Below are 17,348 nucleotides of genomic sequence, written 5' to 3'. Positions count from 1 at the left end.
CCCTGCCATGCCTGTGTGGTCCGCCCTGAAGAATCCACTGCTGTCCGTGCTGGCGGTCGTGTTCGCATTCGCGGTGATGGTGCTGGTCAACAGCCTCGGCTCTTGGCTGGTGCCGCTGCTGCGCATTCCGCCGGGCGGCGAGCCGCAGCTGGCCTGGGACCTGGCCTGGACGATCCTCAGCGGCATCGCCGCGATCGCCTTTGCCAGCCGTTATGCGCCGACCTGGCCCCGTAGCCACGGCGGCGTGGTGTGGGCGGTGATCGCCGCCGCATCGATCTACACCGCGTGGGATTTCGGCAGCGATTTCCCGTTCTGGTTCGTGGTCATCCTGCTGGTCTCGCTGCCGGTGCAGGCATTCGTGGGCCTGTGGGTGGGCACGCGGTTGCGGCCAGCGCGCGCCTGATCAGCTGCCGGGCAGCACCTGCTTTACCTGCTCGATGCCCGCCCACGGGTCCTGCTTCAACCGCTCCGCGCGCTGCAGCGCCTTCGCCATCGGGAAAGCGTCCGGCGCCGCGATGCGACCCAGTTCTTCCCAACGCAACGGCACCGCCACGCCGGCACCCGGCCGCGCCCGCAGCGACCACGAGCTCACACTGGTGGCGCCGCGCGCATTGCGCAGCCAATCGATGAAGATCACCCCGTCGCGCTTGGCCTTGCTCATCGTCGCCACGTAGCGCTCCGGTGCCTGGGTGGCCATGGCCTGCGCAAACGCCTCGCAGAAATCCTTGGCGTGCGCCCAGTCGGCCTTGGGCTGCAAGGGCACCACCACGTGCACGCCCTTGCCACCGGAGAGCCGGACGAAGCTCTCCAGCCCGGCTTGCTGCAGGCGCGCGCGCACATCGCGTGCGGCGGCCTTGATCTGCGTCCAGTTCACGCCTTCGCCGGGATCCAGATCGAACACCAGCCGGTCCGGGTGCTCGGGATCCTCGATAGTGGCCCCCCAGAGATGCAGCTCCAGCGTGTTCATCTGTACCAGCTGCAGCAGCCCCTCCACATCCTCGATGTAGAGATAGTCCTCGCGCCCGCTCTTCTGCTCCAGCGGGATCGCCTTGACCGCACCGCCCAGCCCGGTGCCATGGTGCTTCTGGAAGAAGCAGGGCTTGTCGACCCCGTCCGGGCAGCGCAGCACCGACAGTGGACGGTGCGCCACCTCGGGCAGGATCCAGCGCGCCATGCGCCGGTAGTAGTCCGCCACGTCACCCTTGGTGATCTTCGCCTTGGCGAACACCACGCGCTCGGGATGGCTGATCGCCACGACACTTTCTTCCTGCGCAGCCGCGGTAGTGACGTTGGCTGCCGCGCCCAGATCCTTCGGCTGTTTATCCTCACGCAGCCGCTTGAAGCTGGCCTGGCGCAGCAACCCCTCCTTGGCCCAACCACGGAAGGCGACTTCCGCCACCAGCACCGGTCTTACCCAGTGCACGCTGCGCGCGGTGAACGGCACATGCGTGGGCAGCTCCACCACCGCGTCCTTCACGGTCAGCGGCGTCAGTTGCTTGGTCAGCGCGCGCAGCGCGGCATCATCGAAGCCCGTGCCGACGCGGCCGACATAACGCAATCCGCCCTTGTCCGGTGTGGCCATCAGCAGCGAGCCGAAACCGCTGCGCGATCCCTTGGGCTCGGTATAGCCGACGATGAGGAACTCATCGGTGTTCTCGTGCTTGATCTTGATCCAGTCGCGCGAGCGTGCGTTGACGTAGGGCGCATCGATCCGCTTGCTGATGATGCCTTCGAACCCGGCCTCGCCACTGGCGGCGAACACCGCCGGGCCATGGTCGCGCACGTGGTCGCTGTAGGCCAGGGTGTCCGGCTTGCTGCCCAGCAGGTCCTTGAGCAGCGCCTTGCGCTCCAGCAGGGGCACCCGGCTGACATCCACACCGGCGATGCCCGGCATATCGAACACCACATAGCGCAGTGGCTGTTTCGCGGTGCCGTCGATGACCTTCTGCAACGCGGTGAAGTCACTGCGGCCCTGCGCATCCAGCACCACCAGTTCGCCGTCCAGACGCAGATCGCGCACCGGCAACCGCTCGATCGCCTGCACCACCTCGGGAAAATCGTCGGTCCAGTTCAACCCGCCGCGCGAGCGCAGCGCAACCACGCCTTCGCGCACGTCGGCGAGCAGGCGATAGCCGTCCCATTTGATCTCATGCAGCCACTGCTCGCCATCCGGCGCGGTGGCACGGTGGTCGGTCAGTTGCGGCTTGAAATCGTGCGGGTAGGGCCTCTCGCGTGCACCTTCAAGCGCGAGCGCGCGTTTGGACCAGCGCGCATCGGCCTTGCGTGCGGCGCGGGTCGTCACCGCCTTGGCGGGGGCGGTTTTCCTGGCCGGGGCGGCCTTCGTTGTGTTGGCAGCGGCGGCCTTCTTGGTGCCCGTGCGCTTGGCGGCCTTCGGTGGCGCCTCCAACAGATCATCGGCCTCCATATCCCTTGCCTCATCATCATCGCGTTTGATCAACAGCCATTGATGCTGCTTGCCCTTCATCGCGGTGCGCACCAGTTTCCAGCCGCCCTTGAGGCGCTCGCCGTGCAGCACGAAGTCCACCTTGCCAGCCGCGATCGCCTCCAGCGGATCGCCATCGCAGGCCCAGGTGCCGTGGTCATAGACATCCACATGGCCAGCGCCGTAGTGGCCGCTGGGGATATCGCCGGCGAACGTCGCATAGGACAGCGGGTGATCCTCCACCTCCACGGCGAGCCGTTTTTCGCCGACACGCAGCGAAGGACCCTTCGGTACCGCCCAGCTCTTGAGCACGCCGTCAGCTTCCAGCCGGACGTCGTAATGGCGCGAGCTGGCATGGTGCAGCTGCACCACGAAGATCGGCCGTCGCGCCGGCGCACCGCGGCGCTCGGCGTCCGGCTCGGGGGTGCCGTCGAAACGGCGTTTACGGCGGTACTCCTGCAGGGACATGCGCGCTTACCCGGCTTTGCGCGCAGGCGCGCGCTTGGTGGTTTTCTTGGTCGCCTTGCCTGCTGTCTTGCTCGCCTTTTTGGCAGCCGTTGGCTTGGCGACCTTGGCCGTGGCCTTCTTCGCCGCTGTCTTCCTGGCAGCCGGCGTGCGCTTCTTGGCATCCAGGCTCTTCTGCAGCAGCGACATGAAGTCGACCACGTTCGTCGCATCGTCCTCGCGCGGGACCGGCTCCTCCTCCACCTTGGTGGTGCCGCCCTTGGCCTTGATCCGCTTCTTCAGCAACGTGTGCAGGCGCTCGCGGAACTCATCGTGGTACTCGTCCGGCTTCCACTCGCCGGACATCGACTCGATCAGCTGCTCGGCCATGGCGGTTTCCTTGCTGTTGATCCGGTACTCGGACAGGCTGCCGCTGGGCAGCTTGTAGTCTTCCGGGTCCACCAGTTCCTGCGGATAGCGCAGGATCATCAGCACCAGCGCATCGCCGTGCGGCATCACTGCGCACAGGTACTCCCGGGTGCGCACAACGACCCGCGCGATGCCGACCTTGCCGGTGCTGCGCAGCGTTTCGCGCAGCAGCACGTAGCCTTTCTCGGCTTTCTTGGCGGGCACCAGCAGGTAGGGCTTCTCGTAGTAGCGCGGATCGATCGTGCCGGCATCGACGAAGGTCTCCACCTCCACCGCCTCATGACTTTCCGGCGCGGCCGAGCGGATGTCGTCCTCTTCCAGTACGACGTAGCTGCCCTTGTCGTACTCGTAGGCTTTGACGATGTCCTTCCACGGCACTTCCTCGCCGGTATCGGCGTTGACGCGCTCGAAGCGGATCGGTTTGCGGTCGCGCGAATCCAGCATCCGGAAGTGCAGATCCACATTGCGTTCGCCGGACATCAGCGACACCGGGACATTGAGCAGCCCGAATGACAGCGTGCCGGTCCAGATCGGTCGGGCCATGGTGGCGCCACTCCAACACCTCAGGGAGGGCAGCTGTACCGCGCAGCACGTGAAACGCCTGTGTCCGGGCTGTGCAGGCCGGCTGCACGCCGCGGCTACTGAAGCAGGCCGTGCACCGCCGCGGCCGGCATGTGGTCCAGCGCCAGCCACGCATCTTCGACCACGGCGCGGGCCTGGTGCCAGCCCAGTCGCGACTGCCCGCGCATCTGTTCCCAGTGCTCGGCCAGCTCGCCATCGGTGTCATCGGCACCGCGCGGCCAGTCCGCGTAGTGCGTGGTCAGTGCGAACGCGTAAGCGGGATAGAGGTCGCGCCAGCTGCGCCGGCCATGACTGCGGCGCTGCTCGTAATCGCTGCGCATGTACTGCAGGTAGTCCTGGGCGACCGCCTGCGCGTCCTCGGCGCGGTCGCGGCGCGCGCGGCGCCCGCTCCGTTCCGGCTGCAGGTAGGCGTTGAACAACGCGGGTGCGGCACGGCGGTCCAGGCGGGGCATGACACGACTCCGACAGCGGTGGGGCAGGCAGGAATAGACCCGCCGCCGTTATCGAGCTGTGACAGATTCGTTGACACAACGGGATTCGCGGCGATTTCACCCGCCGCGCGCTGTAGTGGAGGGCACCGCTACTGGAGAACTCCCATGCCCCGCGATCCCCTGCGCGACGCCACCGCCCCGGCCCCCGGCGAGCAGCGCGCCAAACATGACAACCAGGACGCCGAAGACCGCGGCGCCGGCATGTCCGTGCCCAACGACGAACCTGATCACCTGCCCGTGGCAGTCACCCCCGATCCCGTCCCGCGCGACCGCAAGGATTCAGCAGCCGGCGAGAAGGGCCCGGCCGGTCATCACCGCCGCGAAGATGAATACCAGCGCCGCCAGCGCAAGGAACACGCCAGCGACAACCAGGACGAGGCGCTGGAGGAAACCTTCCCGGCCAGCGACCCGACCTCACCCTTCGTGCCGGCCAAGCCGCCCAGGTAAGTCCATTGGATCAGGGCGCCCACTGCCACTGCAGCCCGACGTTGTAGCGGCGGTCCGGGCCGGGCTCGAAGAAGCGCTGGTTGCCGTCGTTGACGATCACCGAGCCGATGTAGCGCTGGTCCAGGGCGTTGTCGATCCGGGCGAAGGCACGCAGCGTGCCCTGCGCGGTGGTCCAGCGCCGCGATACCTCCAGGTTCAACAGGGCATAGCCCGGCGCGCTATCGGTGGCCAGATCGTTGACCACGGTGTCGCTGGAGGCCACCACCTCGGCGGCCCACTGCCACGGGCCCGGGCGGTAGTGCACCCGCGCGTTCCACTGCCGTCTGGGCACGCCCGGCAGGCGCGAACCAGCCGTCACCGTGTTGCAGCCGGTGGCCGCGCACAGCGCATACGGGTCGCGCACGGTGGCCTCGATCCAGGTGTAGGCCAGCGAAAGATCCGCCTGCGCGCCCAGCGGCTGCACATAGCTGGCCTCCGCGCCCTGGCGACGGGTGCGGCCGATGTTGCGGTAGGTGCTGCGGCCGCCGCTGTTGCTCGCCACGGCCAGCTCGTCATCGGTATCGGCGCGGAACAGCGCGGCTTCGACCTGCGCGCCATTCTGTCCATGCCACTTGCTGCCGACTTCCAGGTTGCGGCTGCGGGCCGCCGAGAGATCCAGCGCCAGCCCGGCCTGGCCATCGGCGCGGTAGCCCAGCTCGTTGAAGGTCGGGGTCTCGAAGCCACGCCCGGCCGAGGCATACAGCCGCCAGGCATCGCTGGCGCGGAACACCACCCCGGCCACCGGCGTGGTCGCTTCGTAGCGACGCGAACCGCTGTCGTCCGGATTACCAGCGGTGATGTAGTGGTCGTTGGAGCGGAAACGGACCGTGCTGTGGCGCACCCCGAGTAACAGCGACCAGCGCGGCGCCCACTGCCACCACGCCTGCGCGAACTGATCCACGTTCTCGACCCGGTCGCTCTGGTCACGGCGCAGGCGGCCCTTGATACCCACCTGGTCACCGACGAAGTTCTCGTAACCGCGGCGATCCTGCTGCTGTCGGTCGGCATTGGCACCGATCACCACATCCAGCGGTCGGCCGGCCCAGTCACCGTGCCACGCCCAGCGCGCGTCGAGACCGCCGTAATCACCGTCCAGATCGATCACCCCGCCGGCATGCAGCGGCGAATTGATCTGCGGCCCCGGCGGGATCGCCAGGTACTGCTCCACGCTGCGCTGGCCGGCATAGCCCATCGCACGCCAGGTCTGCGCGCCCTCGGTTCGGGTGAAGACCAGCCCGGCCTGGGCCTGGCGCACGGATTTTCGGGTGTTGTACTGGGTAGCCACCGCGGTCGCCTGGCGCGGGTTCTCGCGCACCTGGGCGCGGGTCAAGCCGAGTGGATCCTGCGCGTCGGGCGCATCGAAGTAGTTCAGGACCAGATCCAGCTGGCCGCCGCCGACATCCGTACCCAAGCGGGCGTTGACCGATTCGCGCCGGGCCTGGCTGTGATCGCGCCAGCCATCGGTGCGGAAGTGGTTGGCGGCCACGTTATAGCGGATCGGCCCCTGCATGCCACGCAGCTGGACGCCGGCGCTGAGGGTGTTGTCGCTGCCGGTATCCAGCCGCAGGCGCCACGGGTCGCCCTCGGCGCCGTCCGCGCTCCACACCTGCACCACGCCCCCAGAGGAGTTGCCGTACAGCGCCGAGAACGGCCCGCGCAGCACCTCCACGCGCTGCGCCGAGAGCAGGCTGGCGTGGGAGAGCTGGCCCTGGCCGTCGGGCATGGTGGCCGGCACACCGTCCACCAGCACCCGCACGCCGCGCACGCCGAACGTCGAGCGCGCACCGAAGCCACGGATCGAGAGCTGGGTGTCCTGCGCATAGTTCTGCCGATCGCGGGCAACCACCCCGGGAATGCCGCTGAGGGCCTCGGAGAGCTGGGCCAGCGGCCCGATGCGGTCCTCGTCCACCCAGACCGTCGTCAGCGAGGCCGGCAGATCGATATCGGCCACCTGCGCCACGCGCGCGGCCTGGACCTGGACCGTGGGCAGCCGCTCGATCGAGGCAGCGGGGGCGGGGGTGTTCTGGGCCTGCGCCAACGAGGGCAGCAACACGGCCGAGGCCAGCGCACAGTGACGGGCCAGCGGGGTAAGACGGAGCATGCGGGGCGGGATCCTCGGTGAATGGGCGTGCCGCACGCCATGGTACGGAAGGCGACGTGACGACGGCCTCGGCGCCCTCGGCAGGGCTTTGTTACGATGGGTCGGTTTTGGCTGATTCTGCCGCCAAATCCGCGTCGCGCCACCCTCCCCCTTCCGTCATCCGAATGAGTACCGCCGTGTCCTTCTTTGCAAATGTGGAACTGGTCCCAGGCGACCCGATCCTGGGCCTGACCGAGGCTTACAACGCCGACAGCCGCCCGATCAAGGTCAACCTGGGCGTGGGCATCTATTACGACGAGAGCGGCCGCATCCCGCTGCTCCGCGCCGTGAACAAGATCGAACAGCAGCTGGCCACTGACGCCAAACCGCGCGGCTACCTGCCGATCGACGGTCTGCCGGCCTACAACCAGGCCACCCGCGAGCTGGTCTTCGGCAAGGATTCGCCGCTGCTGGCCGCCGGCCGCGTGGCCACCTCGCAGACCATCGGCGGCAGCGGTGCGCTGCGCATCGGCGCGGACCTGCTGCACAAGCTGCTGCCGCACGCCACCATCGCCATCAGCAACCCGAGCTGGGAAAACCATCGCGCGGTGTTCGGCGCGGCCGGCTTCGACGTGGTCGATTACACCTACTTCGATGCCGCCACCCATGGCGTGGACTTCGACGGCATGCTGGCCGACCTCGGCAAGCTGCAGCCGGGCACCGTGGTGCTGCTGCACGCGTGCTGCCACAACCCGACCGGTGCCGACCTGACCGTCGCGCAGTGGAAGCAGGTGGCCGAGCTGCTGAAGGATCGCCAGCTGTTCCCGTTCATCGACATGGCCTACCAGGGCTTCGACAAGGGCATCAGCGAAGACGGCGCCGCCGTGCGCATCATCGCCGAGGCCGGCATCGACAGCTTCGTGGTCGCCAACTCGTACTCCAAGTCGTTCTCGCTGTATGGCGAGCGCATTGGCGCGCTGTCGGTGGTCGCCCCGGACGCGAACGCGGCCAAGGCCGTGCAGTCGCAGGTCAAGCGCATCATCCGCACGATCTACTCCAGCCCGTCCAACCACGGCGCTGCGCTGGTGGCCGGCGTGCTCAACAGCGTTGAGCTGCGCCAGGTGTGGGAAGCGGAACTGACGCAGATGCGTGAGCGCATCCACGCCCTGCGCCATGGCCTGGTGGAGAACCTGGTCGCCGCCGGCGCACCGGAATACGCCTTCATCAACGACCAGGCCGGCATGTTCTCGTACTCGGGCCTGAGCCGCGCCCAGGTGGACCGCCTGCGCGACGAGTTCGCGATCTACGCCGTCGGTACCGGCCGCATCTGCGTGGCCGCACTCAACCAGGGCAACCTGGCATACGTGGCCAACGCAGTGGCGACCGTCAGCAAGGGCTGAGCGGTATTGCCCCTGTGACGCAGAACGGCCGCCATGCGCGGCCGTTCTGCTATGCGGTGCCGCCCGCGCCTCGTAATGGCTCCGGCGAAGGGCGACAATAGGTGCCTCTCCTCTGAAGGCCGCCTGATTCCATGTCCCAGACGTCGCTGACCCGCTATCTGATCGAAGAGCAACATGCCGGCCGCATCAACGCCGATCTGCGCCAGCTGATCGCTGTTGTCGCCCGCGCCTGCACCAGCATCTCCATCGCGGTCAGCAAGGGCGCGCTGGGCGGTGTGCTCGGCGAAGCCGGTACCGGCAACGTGCAGGGCGAAGCGCAGAAGAAGCTGGACGTGATCAGCAACGAGATCCTGCTGGAAGCCAACGCCTGGGGCGGCCACCTCGCCGCCTGCGCCTCGGAAGAAATGGATCACTGCCAGCCAGTGCCCGACACCTACCCGCGCGGTGACTTCCTGCTGCTGTTCGATCCCCTTGATGGCAGCTCCAACATCGACGTCAACGTGTCGGTCGGCACCATCTTCTCGGTGCTGCGATGCCCGCCGGGCACCGAGCAGCCCAGCGATGCCAGCTTCCTGCAGCCGGGCACCGCGCAGGTCGCGGCCGGCTACTGCATCTACGGGCCGAGCACGCAGATGGTGCTCACCGTCGGCCACGGCACCCACGCGTTCACCCTGGACCGCGAGAAGGGCGAGTTCGTGCTGACCACGACGGACATGCAGATCCCGGCGGACACCCAGGAATTCGCGATCAACATGTCCAACCAGCGGCATTGGGAAACCCCGATGCAGGGCTACGTGCAGGACCTGCTGGCCGGCAAGGAAGGCGCGCGCGGCAAGAACTTCAACATGCGCTGGATCGCCAGCATGGTCGCCGATGTGCATCGCATCCTGACCCGCGGCGGCATCTTCATCTACCCGTGGGACACGAAGGATCCGTCCAAGGCCGGCAAGCTGCGCCTGATGTACGAAGCCAACCCGATGGGCCTGCTGGTCGAACAAGCCGGCGGCGCCGCCACCACCGGTCGCGTGCGCATTCTCGACATCCAGCCCGATCAGCTGCACCAGCGCGTGCCGGTGTTCCTCGGCTCGCGCAATGAAGTGGAAGAAGCCACCCGTTACCACCGCGAACACGACAGCGCAGCGGGTTGATTCCTGACACAGGGCTGGCCGCTTGGTCAGCCCTGTTGCTACGTGGCAACGGCGTGACATCGGCCACGGCAGCGGTCACCATCGGCCATTCGTGCCCACGGATGACCCCATGACTGCCGACGCGCCGCTCGATTTCATCGAAGTAATCCACAACGCCGTCCCCAACGAGGTCTGCGCGGCCCTACAGGCCCAGATGCGATCCAGTGCGCAGTTGCAGCCGGGTGAAGTGGGTAGCGGTGTATTCCCGGAACTCAAGCACAGCAAGGATCTTCGCATCAGCGGGCGCCCCGAGTGGCGGCAGGCCGAAGCGGTGCTGCAGCAGGCGGTTTTCAAGGGTTTGCTGACTTATCTACGCCGTTATCCACAGGCCCTGATCTCGCCACTGATGTTGCAGATCCAGGACAGCGACGGCCAACCGCGCCGGTTGGCCGCCGAGGATTTCCCCGACATGGACGACGCCACGCTGTCCGACCTGGCCCGCACCTGCCTGCGGCCCGGTGCCATCAATCTGCAATGGTATGCCGCGGGCGAGGGTGGCTATCCGTACTGGCACTGCGAGCTGTATCCGCGCGATCCGGCCGGCGAAACGCTGCACCGCCACCTGCTGTGGACGCTCTACCTCAACGACGATTTCGATGCCGGCGAAACCGAGTTCCTGTTCCAGGGCCGCAAGGTTGCGCCGCGCACGGGCAGCCTGTTGATCGCACCGACGGCGTTCACCCACACGCATCGGGGCAACCGGCCGCAGCGTGGGGACAAGTTCATTGCGACGAGCTGGATTCTTTTCCAGAGTGCGCAGAAATTGTTTGGTGGGAATTGATCAGCGCGCCCACACCAGCAACACAGCACCAACTACCACCACCACGGCCAACACCATCACCGTGATCAGCACATTGCGCCCGGTGCGCTTCGCTTTCGCCTTCAACCCGGCCAGCACGTCCAGATCCAGATAGAGACGATCAGCGCCCGAATCGCGGATGACGCCATTGTCGCGGTAGTACGTCAGCGGCGCATGGAGTGCAGGGTCGATGCTGTCCGCCGCGATCGCGCTCTGCGGAGACAGCGCCTGATGGCCGGTGAAGTGTGCGATCACCGCGTCGCGCTGCTGCTGCACCGCTGCGGTGATGGCAGCGTTGATCGCGATGTTGGCCGCGTTCGATGCGGCCGAGGTGGCTGCCGATGACATGGGGTTCCCCCTGGATATCCGATGTGGACCTCAGGCCACCGCGGCGCGGTGCCTTGGCCCGATTGTTGGTCGGGCGCGCCCTAAAGTCCATCGGGGGCTGATCAGAACAACGAGCCCTGCGGTGACTCCACCCGCGGCGGCAACGGCCGCAGGAAGCGGGTGCAATCCAGTTTCGGCCAGTGGCTGTGCTGCGCATCGAAGCCCAGGCGCTTGCGGGCCAGCTTGAAACGGTTGGACAGCAGATCGGCGTAGACCCCTTCGCCGCGCATGCGCGTGCCGAACTGGCTGTTGTAATCCTTGCCGCCGCGCAGCTGGTTGATGGTGCTCATCACGTGCGTGGCGCGGTCTGGATGGTGGGTGTCGAGCCAATCGCGGAACAGCGGCGCCACTTCCAGCGGCAGGCGCAGCAGCACGTAGCCGGCGGTGGTGGCACCGGCATCGTGGGCGGCCTCGAGCACGGCTTCCAGTTCGGCATCATTGATCCACGGGATCACCGGCGCGACCATCACCCCGACCGGGATGCCGGCATCGCTCAGGCGACGCATCGCGCGCAACCGTGCATGCGGGGCCGAGGCGCGCGGCTCCAGCTTGGCGGACAGGTGGGGGTCCAGCGAGGTCACCGAGAAGTGCACGCTGACCAGCTGCTTTTCCGCCAGCGGCGCGAGCAGGTCGATGTCGCGCTCGACCAGCGCGTTCTTGGTGATCAACGAGAAGGGGTGCTGGGTTTCCAGCATCACCTCGATCAGCTGGCGGGTCAGTTTGAGCTTGCGCTCGATCGGCTGGTAGGCGTCGGTGTTGATGCCCAGCGCGATCGGCTGCGGCACGTAGCCGGGGCGCGAAAACTCCTTGCGCAGCAGTTGCGGCGCATTGGTCTTGGCGAACAGCTTGGTCTCGAAGTCCAGCCCGGGCGAGAGATTGAGATAGGCGTGCGAGGGTCGGGCGAAGCAGTACGAGCACCCATGCTCGCAGCCGCGGTACGGATTGACCGACTGGCTGAAGCCGACGTCCGGCGACTTGTTGCGGCTGATGATGCTGCGGGCGGTCTCGGCGCGCACTTCCGTGCGCAGACGCGGCGCGGCGAACTCCTCGCTCTCGTCCGGCGCCCAGCCGTCGTCCATCGCTTCGCTGACGGTGACCTCGAAGCGGCCCGCCAAGTGCGTGCTGGAGCCTCGGCCTTTGATCGCAATACCCATGCTCAAAGGCTATCGCCGCGAGGTCTCAGGGAATGAGACGTCGTGGCGTCGGAACGGCGGAGATAGGAGATTTCCATGGTTAGTAGTATTACTAACCACAGGGGCAATTGGAAGTGAAACCCGCGCCGGGCAAGGGTCGCCGGGGGTGGGGGCCGATTTGATCCCCAAAATTATCCACAGGGGCAGGGCGGGTGCTTGGCGTGCCATGTCACCAGGCGGCTGAGCCGACCAACGGTCGGCTCCTACCGGATGCGGGGGGCCTTATGTGGCAGGGATATGCGCCTCATCAGAGCAGCCGCAGATATCCTTTCACCGTGGCATCCAGCCCGTCGTACAGGGCTTCGCTGATCAGGGCGTGGCCAATGGAGACCTCCAACACGTCGGGCACCGCCTGCAGAAACGCCGCCAGGTTGTCCTGCGACAGGTCGTGCCCGGCGTTGACGCCCAGGCCGGCCGCCTGGGCGCGGCGGGCGGCATCGGCGAACACCGCCAGCATCGCGGTGGCGTCACCGGCGGCATGCGCCTCGGCGTAGGGGCCGGTGTAGAGCTCCACGCGGTCGGCACCGATGGCCGCGGCTTGGGCGATGTCGGGGTTGCCTGCGTCCACGAACAGGCTGACCCGGCAGCCGTACGTCTTCAACTCGGCGATCAGCGGGCGCAGGCGCTGTGCATCACGGCCGAAATCAAAGCCGTGGTCGGAAGTGAGCTGGCCGTCGCTGTCCGGCACCAGGGTGGCCTGGGCGGGGCGGGTCTGCGCGCACAGCGGCAGCAGCCCGGGGTAGCCCTCACGCGGGGGCGCGAACGGGTTGCCCTCGATGTTGAACTCCACGCCTCGCTCGGCCGTCAGCGCGGACAGCGCCAGCACGTCCTCGGCATGGATGTGGCGGCGGTCCGGGCGCGGGTGCACGGTGATCCCGTGGGCGCCGGCATCCAGGCAGGCCCGGGCGGCCTGCAGCACGTCCGGGTCGGTGCCACCCCGCGAGTTGCGCAGGACGGCGATCTTGTTCACGTTGACGCTGAGTTGGGTCATGGCACTACGAGGGGTCGGATTCACCCTGAGCGGTCGGGGTGCGCGCCTGGAGGGCGAGCTCCCGCAGCCGACGGAGTTCGTTGGGATCGGTGATGGCTGCGCGGGTGGGCTGCACATCGCCGAAGCGGGCCACGTAGAGGCCGCGGACCCACGCCAGCAGGAACACCAGGGTGCCCAGCAGCGACAGCGCCATCAGCCCCATGTGGGGGGTCTTGAGCGCCATGCCGAAACAGGCCAGCGCGAACAGCAGAAACAGCCAGTACATGTCGTTCTCCCCGATTGACCGGGCCAGTGTAGCGCTGGCGCCGGGTGCGGTTCCACGGGGAGCAGTGGCTACAGCAGCGGCGAGGCCAGGCGGGCGAACGCCTCCGGAACACGGTGCCGCCACAGCGAACGCTGGCGGTCGTTGTAGACGGGCGCGGCGCTGCTGTATTCGGCCAGCAGGATCTCGGCCAGCGCGGCAACGCGGCCGGTATCGCTGATCATCATCGAGAGCTCGAAGTTGAGCCGGAAGCTGCGGTGATCGAAGTTCGCACTGCCGACGATGCAGACGTCGTCATCGGCGATGAAGGCCTTGGTGTGCAGCATGCGCGGGCCGTATTCGTAGATCTTGACCCCGGCCTGCAGCAGCTCGTCGAAGTAGGAGCGCGCGGCCTGGGTGACGAACCAGGAGTCGCTCATCTTGGGCACCAGCAGGCGCACGTCCAGGCCACCGAGTGCGGCCGAGGTCAGTGCCATGCGTGCGGCTTCGCCGGGCACGAAGTAGGGCGTCACCAGCCAGACGCGCTCCTTCGCTTCGTGGATCGCCGCCACGTGCAGCCGGTGGATGGTCTCCCAGGAGGAATCCGGACCGGACACCAGCACCTGCGCATTGATGCTGCCCTCGCTGCGGCTGGGCATGGTCTCCGGCCACAGCTGGGCGATGTTGAAGCGCGCCGGCTCCTGGCCGGTGGCGTAGATCCAATCCTCGATGAAGACCAGCTGCAGGCTGCGCACTACGTGGCCACGCAGCCGCATGTGCAGGTCGCGATACGCATCCGGGCGGACGCTCTCGTCCTCCTCATCGGTGATGTTGATGCCACCTGTGAACGCCTGCAGGCCATCGATGATGACCAGCTTGCGGTGCGTGCGCAGATTCAACCACGGCCGCTTGAACGGCTTGAGCAGCTGCCGCGGATGGAACCAGACCACCTCGGCACCGGCCTCCAGCAGCGGCTGCAGGAAGCGCTTGCGGATGGACGAAGAACCGACCGCATCCAGCAGCAGACGCACACGTACGCCGGCGGTGGCCCGCTCGGTCAGCGCATCGCGCAGCGCGGTGCCGGCGTGGTCCGGGTTGAAGATGTAGTACTCCAGGTGCAGGTGATCCTGCGCCTGGGCCACGGCGGCCAGCAGCGCGCTGTAGGTGGCCGCGCCATCGACCAGCCACTCCACTTCAGTAGCCGAGCTTGGCGCCAGGCCAGTCGTGGCCTGGGCGATCTTGGCCAGCTCGGTGCAGTCCGCGTCCGGTGGGCAGACGCTGCTGTAGTGCTCCATGCCCGAGCGCGAACGGCCACGGCGCAGGCGCTGCCGCTTCACCTTCTGCGGGCCGAGCAGGTAATAGATGAACAGGCCCAGATAGGGCAGGGCGGCCAGCGACAGGATCCAGCTCAGCGTGGCGACCGGCTCGCGCTTCTGCAGCATGATCCAGCCGGTCAGCCACAGCAGATAGAGAATGTAGGCCGCCACCATCAGGGGGCGCAGGTGGGGGATGGCATCGAGCCAGTCCCCGAAGACGTCGAAGGTTGCGAGCATGGCCGGATGATAGCGGGCGGCGTGGCGCTGGCGCGTATCCACGGCCGGCGGCACAAAAAAAACGCCCCTGTTTCCAGGGGCGTTTTCCAGTCGCGTCATGACTGCGTCTTGCGTATTACTGCTGTACGAAGCCGATCTTCTTCATCTGAGCATTCTTCGCGGCAGCCAACACCTTGGCCATCACGTCGTACTCGGAGTCCGGGCTGGCATCGATGCGCAGTTCCGGCTGGTTGGTCGGATCGCGCTGCACTTCCTGTTCCATACGCTGCTGCAGTTCGCCCACAGCCACCGGGCTGTTGTTCCACGACACCTGGTTGCTGGCGTCCACCTTCAGCTCGATCGGCGGCGGCGGTTCGACCGTCACCGGCGGTGGGTTGAGCACGCGCTGCGGCAGGTCAACGGCGATCGGGTACGTCATGATCGGCGCGGTGACGATGAAGATGATCAGCAGCACCAGCATCACGTCCACCAGGGGCGTGACGTTGATGTCGGCCATGGGGCCTTTGTTACCACCAGTACTGAACGCCATGGCTTACTGCCCCTTTACTTTGGTGGCGACGAAGCCCACGTCGAGCATGCCCTGTTCCTGCGCGACCTTCGTCATCTCATTGATGACGCGCATCTTGGTGGTGCGATCACCACGCAGGTTGAGGGGCGGCTGCGGGGTCTGCTGGGCGGCGGTCGCCAAGCGCGACTCAAGAGTCTGCTTGTCGATTTCCTCGTCGTTCCAGTAGATCGAGCCGTCTTCCTTGACTGCCAAGGTGATCGGGCTCGCCCGCTTTTCAGCGTCTTCCGGATTCTGCACCAGGTTGGCCTCAGGCAGATCCACCTTGACCTTGTGGGACATCAGGGGCGCCGTGATGATGAAGATGATCAGCAGCACCAGCATCACGTCCACGAGGGGCGTAACGTTGATGTCGGCCATGGGGCCGCCGCTGTTACCACTACTGAAAGCCATAACGGGCTCCGTCTAGATCGTGTTGACTACGTTCTCGCTGGGTGACGCGCGTCGCTATTAGCGAACGCGCGAACCGGTGGCGAAGAAGTCGTGCAGGTCGTGAGCGAACGTATCGAACTTGCTGATCGTGGCGCTGTTGATCTTGCTGAAGAAGTTGAAGGCGAACACGGCCGGGATAGCCACGAACAGACCGATGGCGGTCATGATCAGTGCTTCACCCACCGGGCCGGCAACGGCGTCGATCGAGGCGGAACCGGTGGCACCGATCTTGATCAGCGCGCCGTAGATGCCCCACACGGTACCCAGCAGACCCACGAACGGAGCGGTCGCGCCGACGGTGGCCAGCAGGGTCATGCCCGACTGCAGGTTGTTGCTTTCGCGGGTCACGGCCTGACGCAGGGCGCGATCGACGAACTCCGAACGGCTCAGGTTCTCACCCAGGCCACCCGAGGTGCCGCCTTCCGAACGCTGGTGGTGCGCAGCAGCCTGTGCAGCGTCCAGAGCGATCTTGGAGAAGGGCTCCGAAGCCGGCTGTTCTTCCATCGCACGGATGGCGTCCTGGGCGTTCGGGGTATCCCAGAACAGGCTCACGACCTTGTCGGCAGCAGCCTTCAGACGGGTGGCGCGGAAGATGTTGATGACGGTCCAGTACCAGGACATGGCCGACATGATGATCAGGGTCAGCAGCACGACCCAGGAGACGGCGAAGTCACCCGGCTGGGTGGTCATCTCGTGGATCAGGTGCTCGAAGCCCATCTGCGACAGGGCGTTGGAGTTGCCCCCGGCAGCAGCGGCGATGAAAAGTTCCTGCAGCATGACGCTTACCTTTGTTGTGTGTGGTGATAAAGGGTATTGCTAGAAATAACCGCTAGGGGCGGTGGCCGGCGGGCCACCGGCCACTATCAGTTCAGCGCAAAGTTGACCGGGACGCGAACGCGACCTGCGACCTTCTTCCCGCCCGATTCCGCGGAACGGAAGCTCCACTTGCGAGCTGCGTCCATGGCGGCGCGATCGAGGTCACGGTTACGGCTGGACTTCTCGACCGACACATTGGTGACGTTGCCATTGGCATCGACGTCAATGATCAGGATGACTTCACCCTGGATACCAGCACGGAACGCGGCCGGCGGGTAACGCGGGGGGTTCATGTTCTTCGACGAGATGTCGACGCTTGCCTCAATGGTGCTCGGCGGCTGCGGCGGCGACGGCGGCGAAGGCGGTGTGACGATGTCGGTCGGACGCGGGTCCGGGATATCGACCACAGGAGCCTGCGGCGGCGGCGGAACCGGGGACGGCTTCGGCGGCGACAGGTTCTTGACCGGCGGCGGCGGGGTGTCATCCGGCGGCGGCGGCGGCGGCGGCGGTGGTGGCGGCGGCGGAGCGTCGACCAGGGTCACCATGATGTTGCGTTCTTTCTCCGCCACGGCCTTGGGAGCCACAGCCGGGATCAGAAGCATCATGAAGGCGGCGAGATGCAGTGCGATTACAAAAGCGATACCCACGATACGCGGCCAGGAGAGGCCGGTGTCATCGCGTTGTTCGTACCTGTGAACGACTAGTTGTTCCGTCATGCGCCAAGAGCTCATTAGTGGGGCCGGGATACCCGGGGACAGGTAGCCCATGATCAGCGGTGCATGACACCGCAGGAACCTCCAAGCTTATACCAATCCTGAGCGCCTGCGCA

General features: G+C 66.6%; 18 protein-coding genes. 5 read left to right on the top strand and 13 right to left on the bottom strand.

Going from position 1 to position 17,348, the window contains the following annotated elements; all coding sequences use genetic code 11:
- Positions 1 to 7: 7 nt before the first annotated feature.
- The gene (locus ACE026_RS13870; RefSeq protein ID WP_486039426.1) at positions 8 to 403 is read left to right on the top strand and encodes a hypothetical protein; all 396 of its coding nucleotides are present in this window, start codon (positions 8 to 10) and stop codon (positions 401 to 403) included.
- Here ACE026_RS13870 and ligD read toward each other — a convergent pair whose 3' ends face one another.
- The 3 genes from ligD to ACE026_RS13855 all read right to left on the bottom strand — a co-directional run bounded on the left by ligD (position 404) and on the right by ACE026_RS13855 (position 4,350).
- A complete protein-coding gene (gene ligD / locus ACE026_RS13865) occupies positions 404 to 2,911 on the bottom strand; it encodes a DNA ligase D (protein WP_486039425.1) in 2,508 nt (835 codons plus the stop codon).
- A gap of 6 nt (positions 2,912 to 2,917) precedes the next feature.
- Complete coding sequence (gene ku / locus ACE026_RS13860) at positions 2,918 to 3,859, bottom strand: non-homologous end joining protein Ku (protein ID WP_486039424.1); 942 nt, start codon at positions 3,857 to 3,859, stop codon at positions 2,918 to 2,920.
- Between the two features lie 95 nt (positions 3,860 to 3,954).
- Positions 3,955 to 4,350, bottom strand: a complete 396-nt coding sequence (locus ACE026_RS13855; RefSeq protein WP_121043771.1) for a hypothetical protein — start codon at positions 4,348 to 4,350, stop codon at positions 3,955 to 3,957.
- Between the two features lie 144 nt (positions 4,351 to 4,494).
- Between ACE026_RS13855 and ACE026_RS13850 the strand changes: the two genes are divergently transcribed.
- Entirely contained in the window at positions 4,495 to 4,836 is a 342-nt protein-coding gene (locus ACE026_RS13850; RefSeq protein WP_455947989.1) for a hypothetical protein, read from the top strand.
- A gap of 10 nt (positions 4,837 to 4,846) precedes the next feature.
- On the opposite strand, the gene ACE026_RS13845 is transcribed toward ACE026_RS13850, so the two are convergent.
- The gene (locus ACE026_RS13845) at positions 4,847 to 6,976 is read right to left on the bottom strand and encodes a TonB-dependent receptor family protein (RefSeq protein ID WP_486039423.1); all 2,130 of its coding nucleotides are present in this window, start codon (positions 6,974 to 6,976) and stop codon (positions 4,847 to 4,849) included.
- Positions 6,977 to 7,152: 176 nt separating this feature from the next.
- On the opposite strand from ACE026_RS13845, the gene ACE026_RS13840 reads away from it, so the two are divergent.
- From ACE026_RS13840 to ACE026_RS13830, 3 genes are all read left to right on the top strand, one after another.
- A complete protein-coding gene (locus ACE026_RS13840) occupies positions 7,153 to 8,355 on the top strand; it encodes an amino acid aminotransferase (protein ID WP_486039422.1) in 1,203 nt (400 codons plus the stop codon).
- A 131-nt stretch (positions 8,356 to 8,486) separates the two neighbouring features.
- The gene (locus ACE026_RS13835; protein ID WP_486039421.1) at positions 8,487 to 9,503 is read left to right on the top strand and encodes a class 1 fructose-bisphosphatase; all 1,017 of its coding nucleotides are present in this window, start codon (positions 8,487 to 8,489) and stop codon (positions 9,501 to 9,503) included.
- Positions 9,504 to 9,612: 109 nt separating this feature from the next.
- Positions 9,613 to 10,323 (top strand): 2OG-Fe(II) oxygenase, encoded by a 711-nt coding sequence (locus ACE026_RS13830; protein ID WP_486039420.1) that lies wholly within the window; start codon positions 9,613 to 9,615, stop codon positions 10,321 to 10,323.
- Here ACE026_RS13830 and ACE026_RS13825 read toward each other — a convergent pair whose 3' ends face one another.
- The 9 genes from ACE026_RS13825 to ACE026_RS13785 all read right to left on the bottom strand — a co-directional run bounded on the left by ACE026_RS13825 (position 10,324) and on the right by ACE026_RS13785 (position 17,235).
- The gene (locus ACE026_RS13825; RefSeq protein ID WP_486039419.1) at positions 10,324 to 10,689 is read right to left on the bottom strand and encodes a hypothetical protein; all 366 of its coding nucleotides are present in this window, start codon (positions 10,687 to 10,689) and stop codon (positions 10,324 to 10,326) included. It abuts the gene before it with no gap.
- 101 nt (positions 10,690 to 10,790) lie between these two features.
- A complete protein-coding gene (locus ACE026_RS13820; RefSeq protein WP_486039418.1) occupies positions 10,791 to 11,882 on the bottom strand; it encodes a PA0069 family radical SAM protein in 1,092 nt (363 codons plus the stop codon).
- A 286-nt stretch (positions 11,883 to 12,168) separates the two neighbouring features.
- A complete protein-coding gene (locus ACE026_RS13815; protein ID WP_486039417.1) occupies positions 12,169 to 12,912 on the bottom strand; it encodes a pyridoxine 5'-phosphate synthase in 744 nt (247 codons plus the stop codon).
- A gap of 4 nt (positions 12,913 to 12,916) precedes the next feature.
- On the bottom strand, positions 12,917 to 13,177 hold the full coding sequence (locus tag ACE026_RS13810) for a hypothetical protein (RefSeq protein WP_019184059.1): 261 nt from the start codon (positions 13,175 to 13,177) through the stop codon (positions 12,917 to 12,919).
- 68 nt (positions 13,178 to 13,245) lie between these two features.
- Positions 13,246 to 14,706, bottom strand: a complete 1,461-nt coding sequence (gene cls, locus ACE026_RS13805) for a cardiolipin synthase (RefSeq protein WP_486039416.1) — start codon at positions 14,704 to 14,706, stop codon at positions 13,246 to 13,248.
- A 115-nt stretch (positions 14,707 to 14,821) separates the two neighbouring features.
- Complete coding sequence (locus ACE026_RS13800; protein WP_046272258.1) at positions 14,822 to 15,235, bottom strand: ExbD/TolR family protein; 414 nt, start codon at positions 15,233 to 15,235, stop codon at positions 14,822 to 14,824.
- Positions 15,236 to 15,238: 3 nt separating this feature from the next.
- Positions 15,239 to 15,664 (bottom strand): ExbD/TolR family protein, encoded by a 426-nt coding sequence (locus tag ACE026_RS13795; protein ID WP_046272259.1) that lies wholly within the window; start codon positions 15,662 to 15,664, stop codon positions 15,239 to 15,241.
- Positions 15,665 to 15,721: 57 nt separating this feature from the next.
- The gene (gene exbB, locus ACE026_RS13790; protein ID WP_019184055.1) at positions 15,722 to 16,480 is read right to left on the bottom strand and encodes a TonB-system energizer ExbB; all 759 of its coding nucleotides are present in this window, start codon (positions 16,478 to 16,480) and stop codon (positions 15,722 to 15,724) included.
- An 86-nt stretch (positions 16,481 to 16,566) separates the two neighbouring features.
- A complete protein-coding gene (locus ACE026_RS13785; RefSeq protein WP_088435269.1) occupies positions 16,567 to 17,235 on the bottom strand; it encodes an energy transducer TonB in 669 nt (222 codons plus the stop codon).
- Between the last annotated feature and the right edge of the window lie 113 nt (positions 17,236 to 17,348).

The sequence above is a fragment of the Stenotrophomonas sp. AGC87 genome, assembly GCF_057333975.1.
The sequence above is the reverse complement of the archived record's forward strand: the minus strand, read 5'-3'. Positions and strand labels throughout refer to the sequence as shown.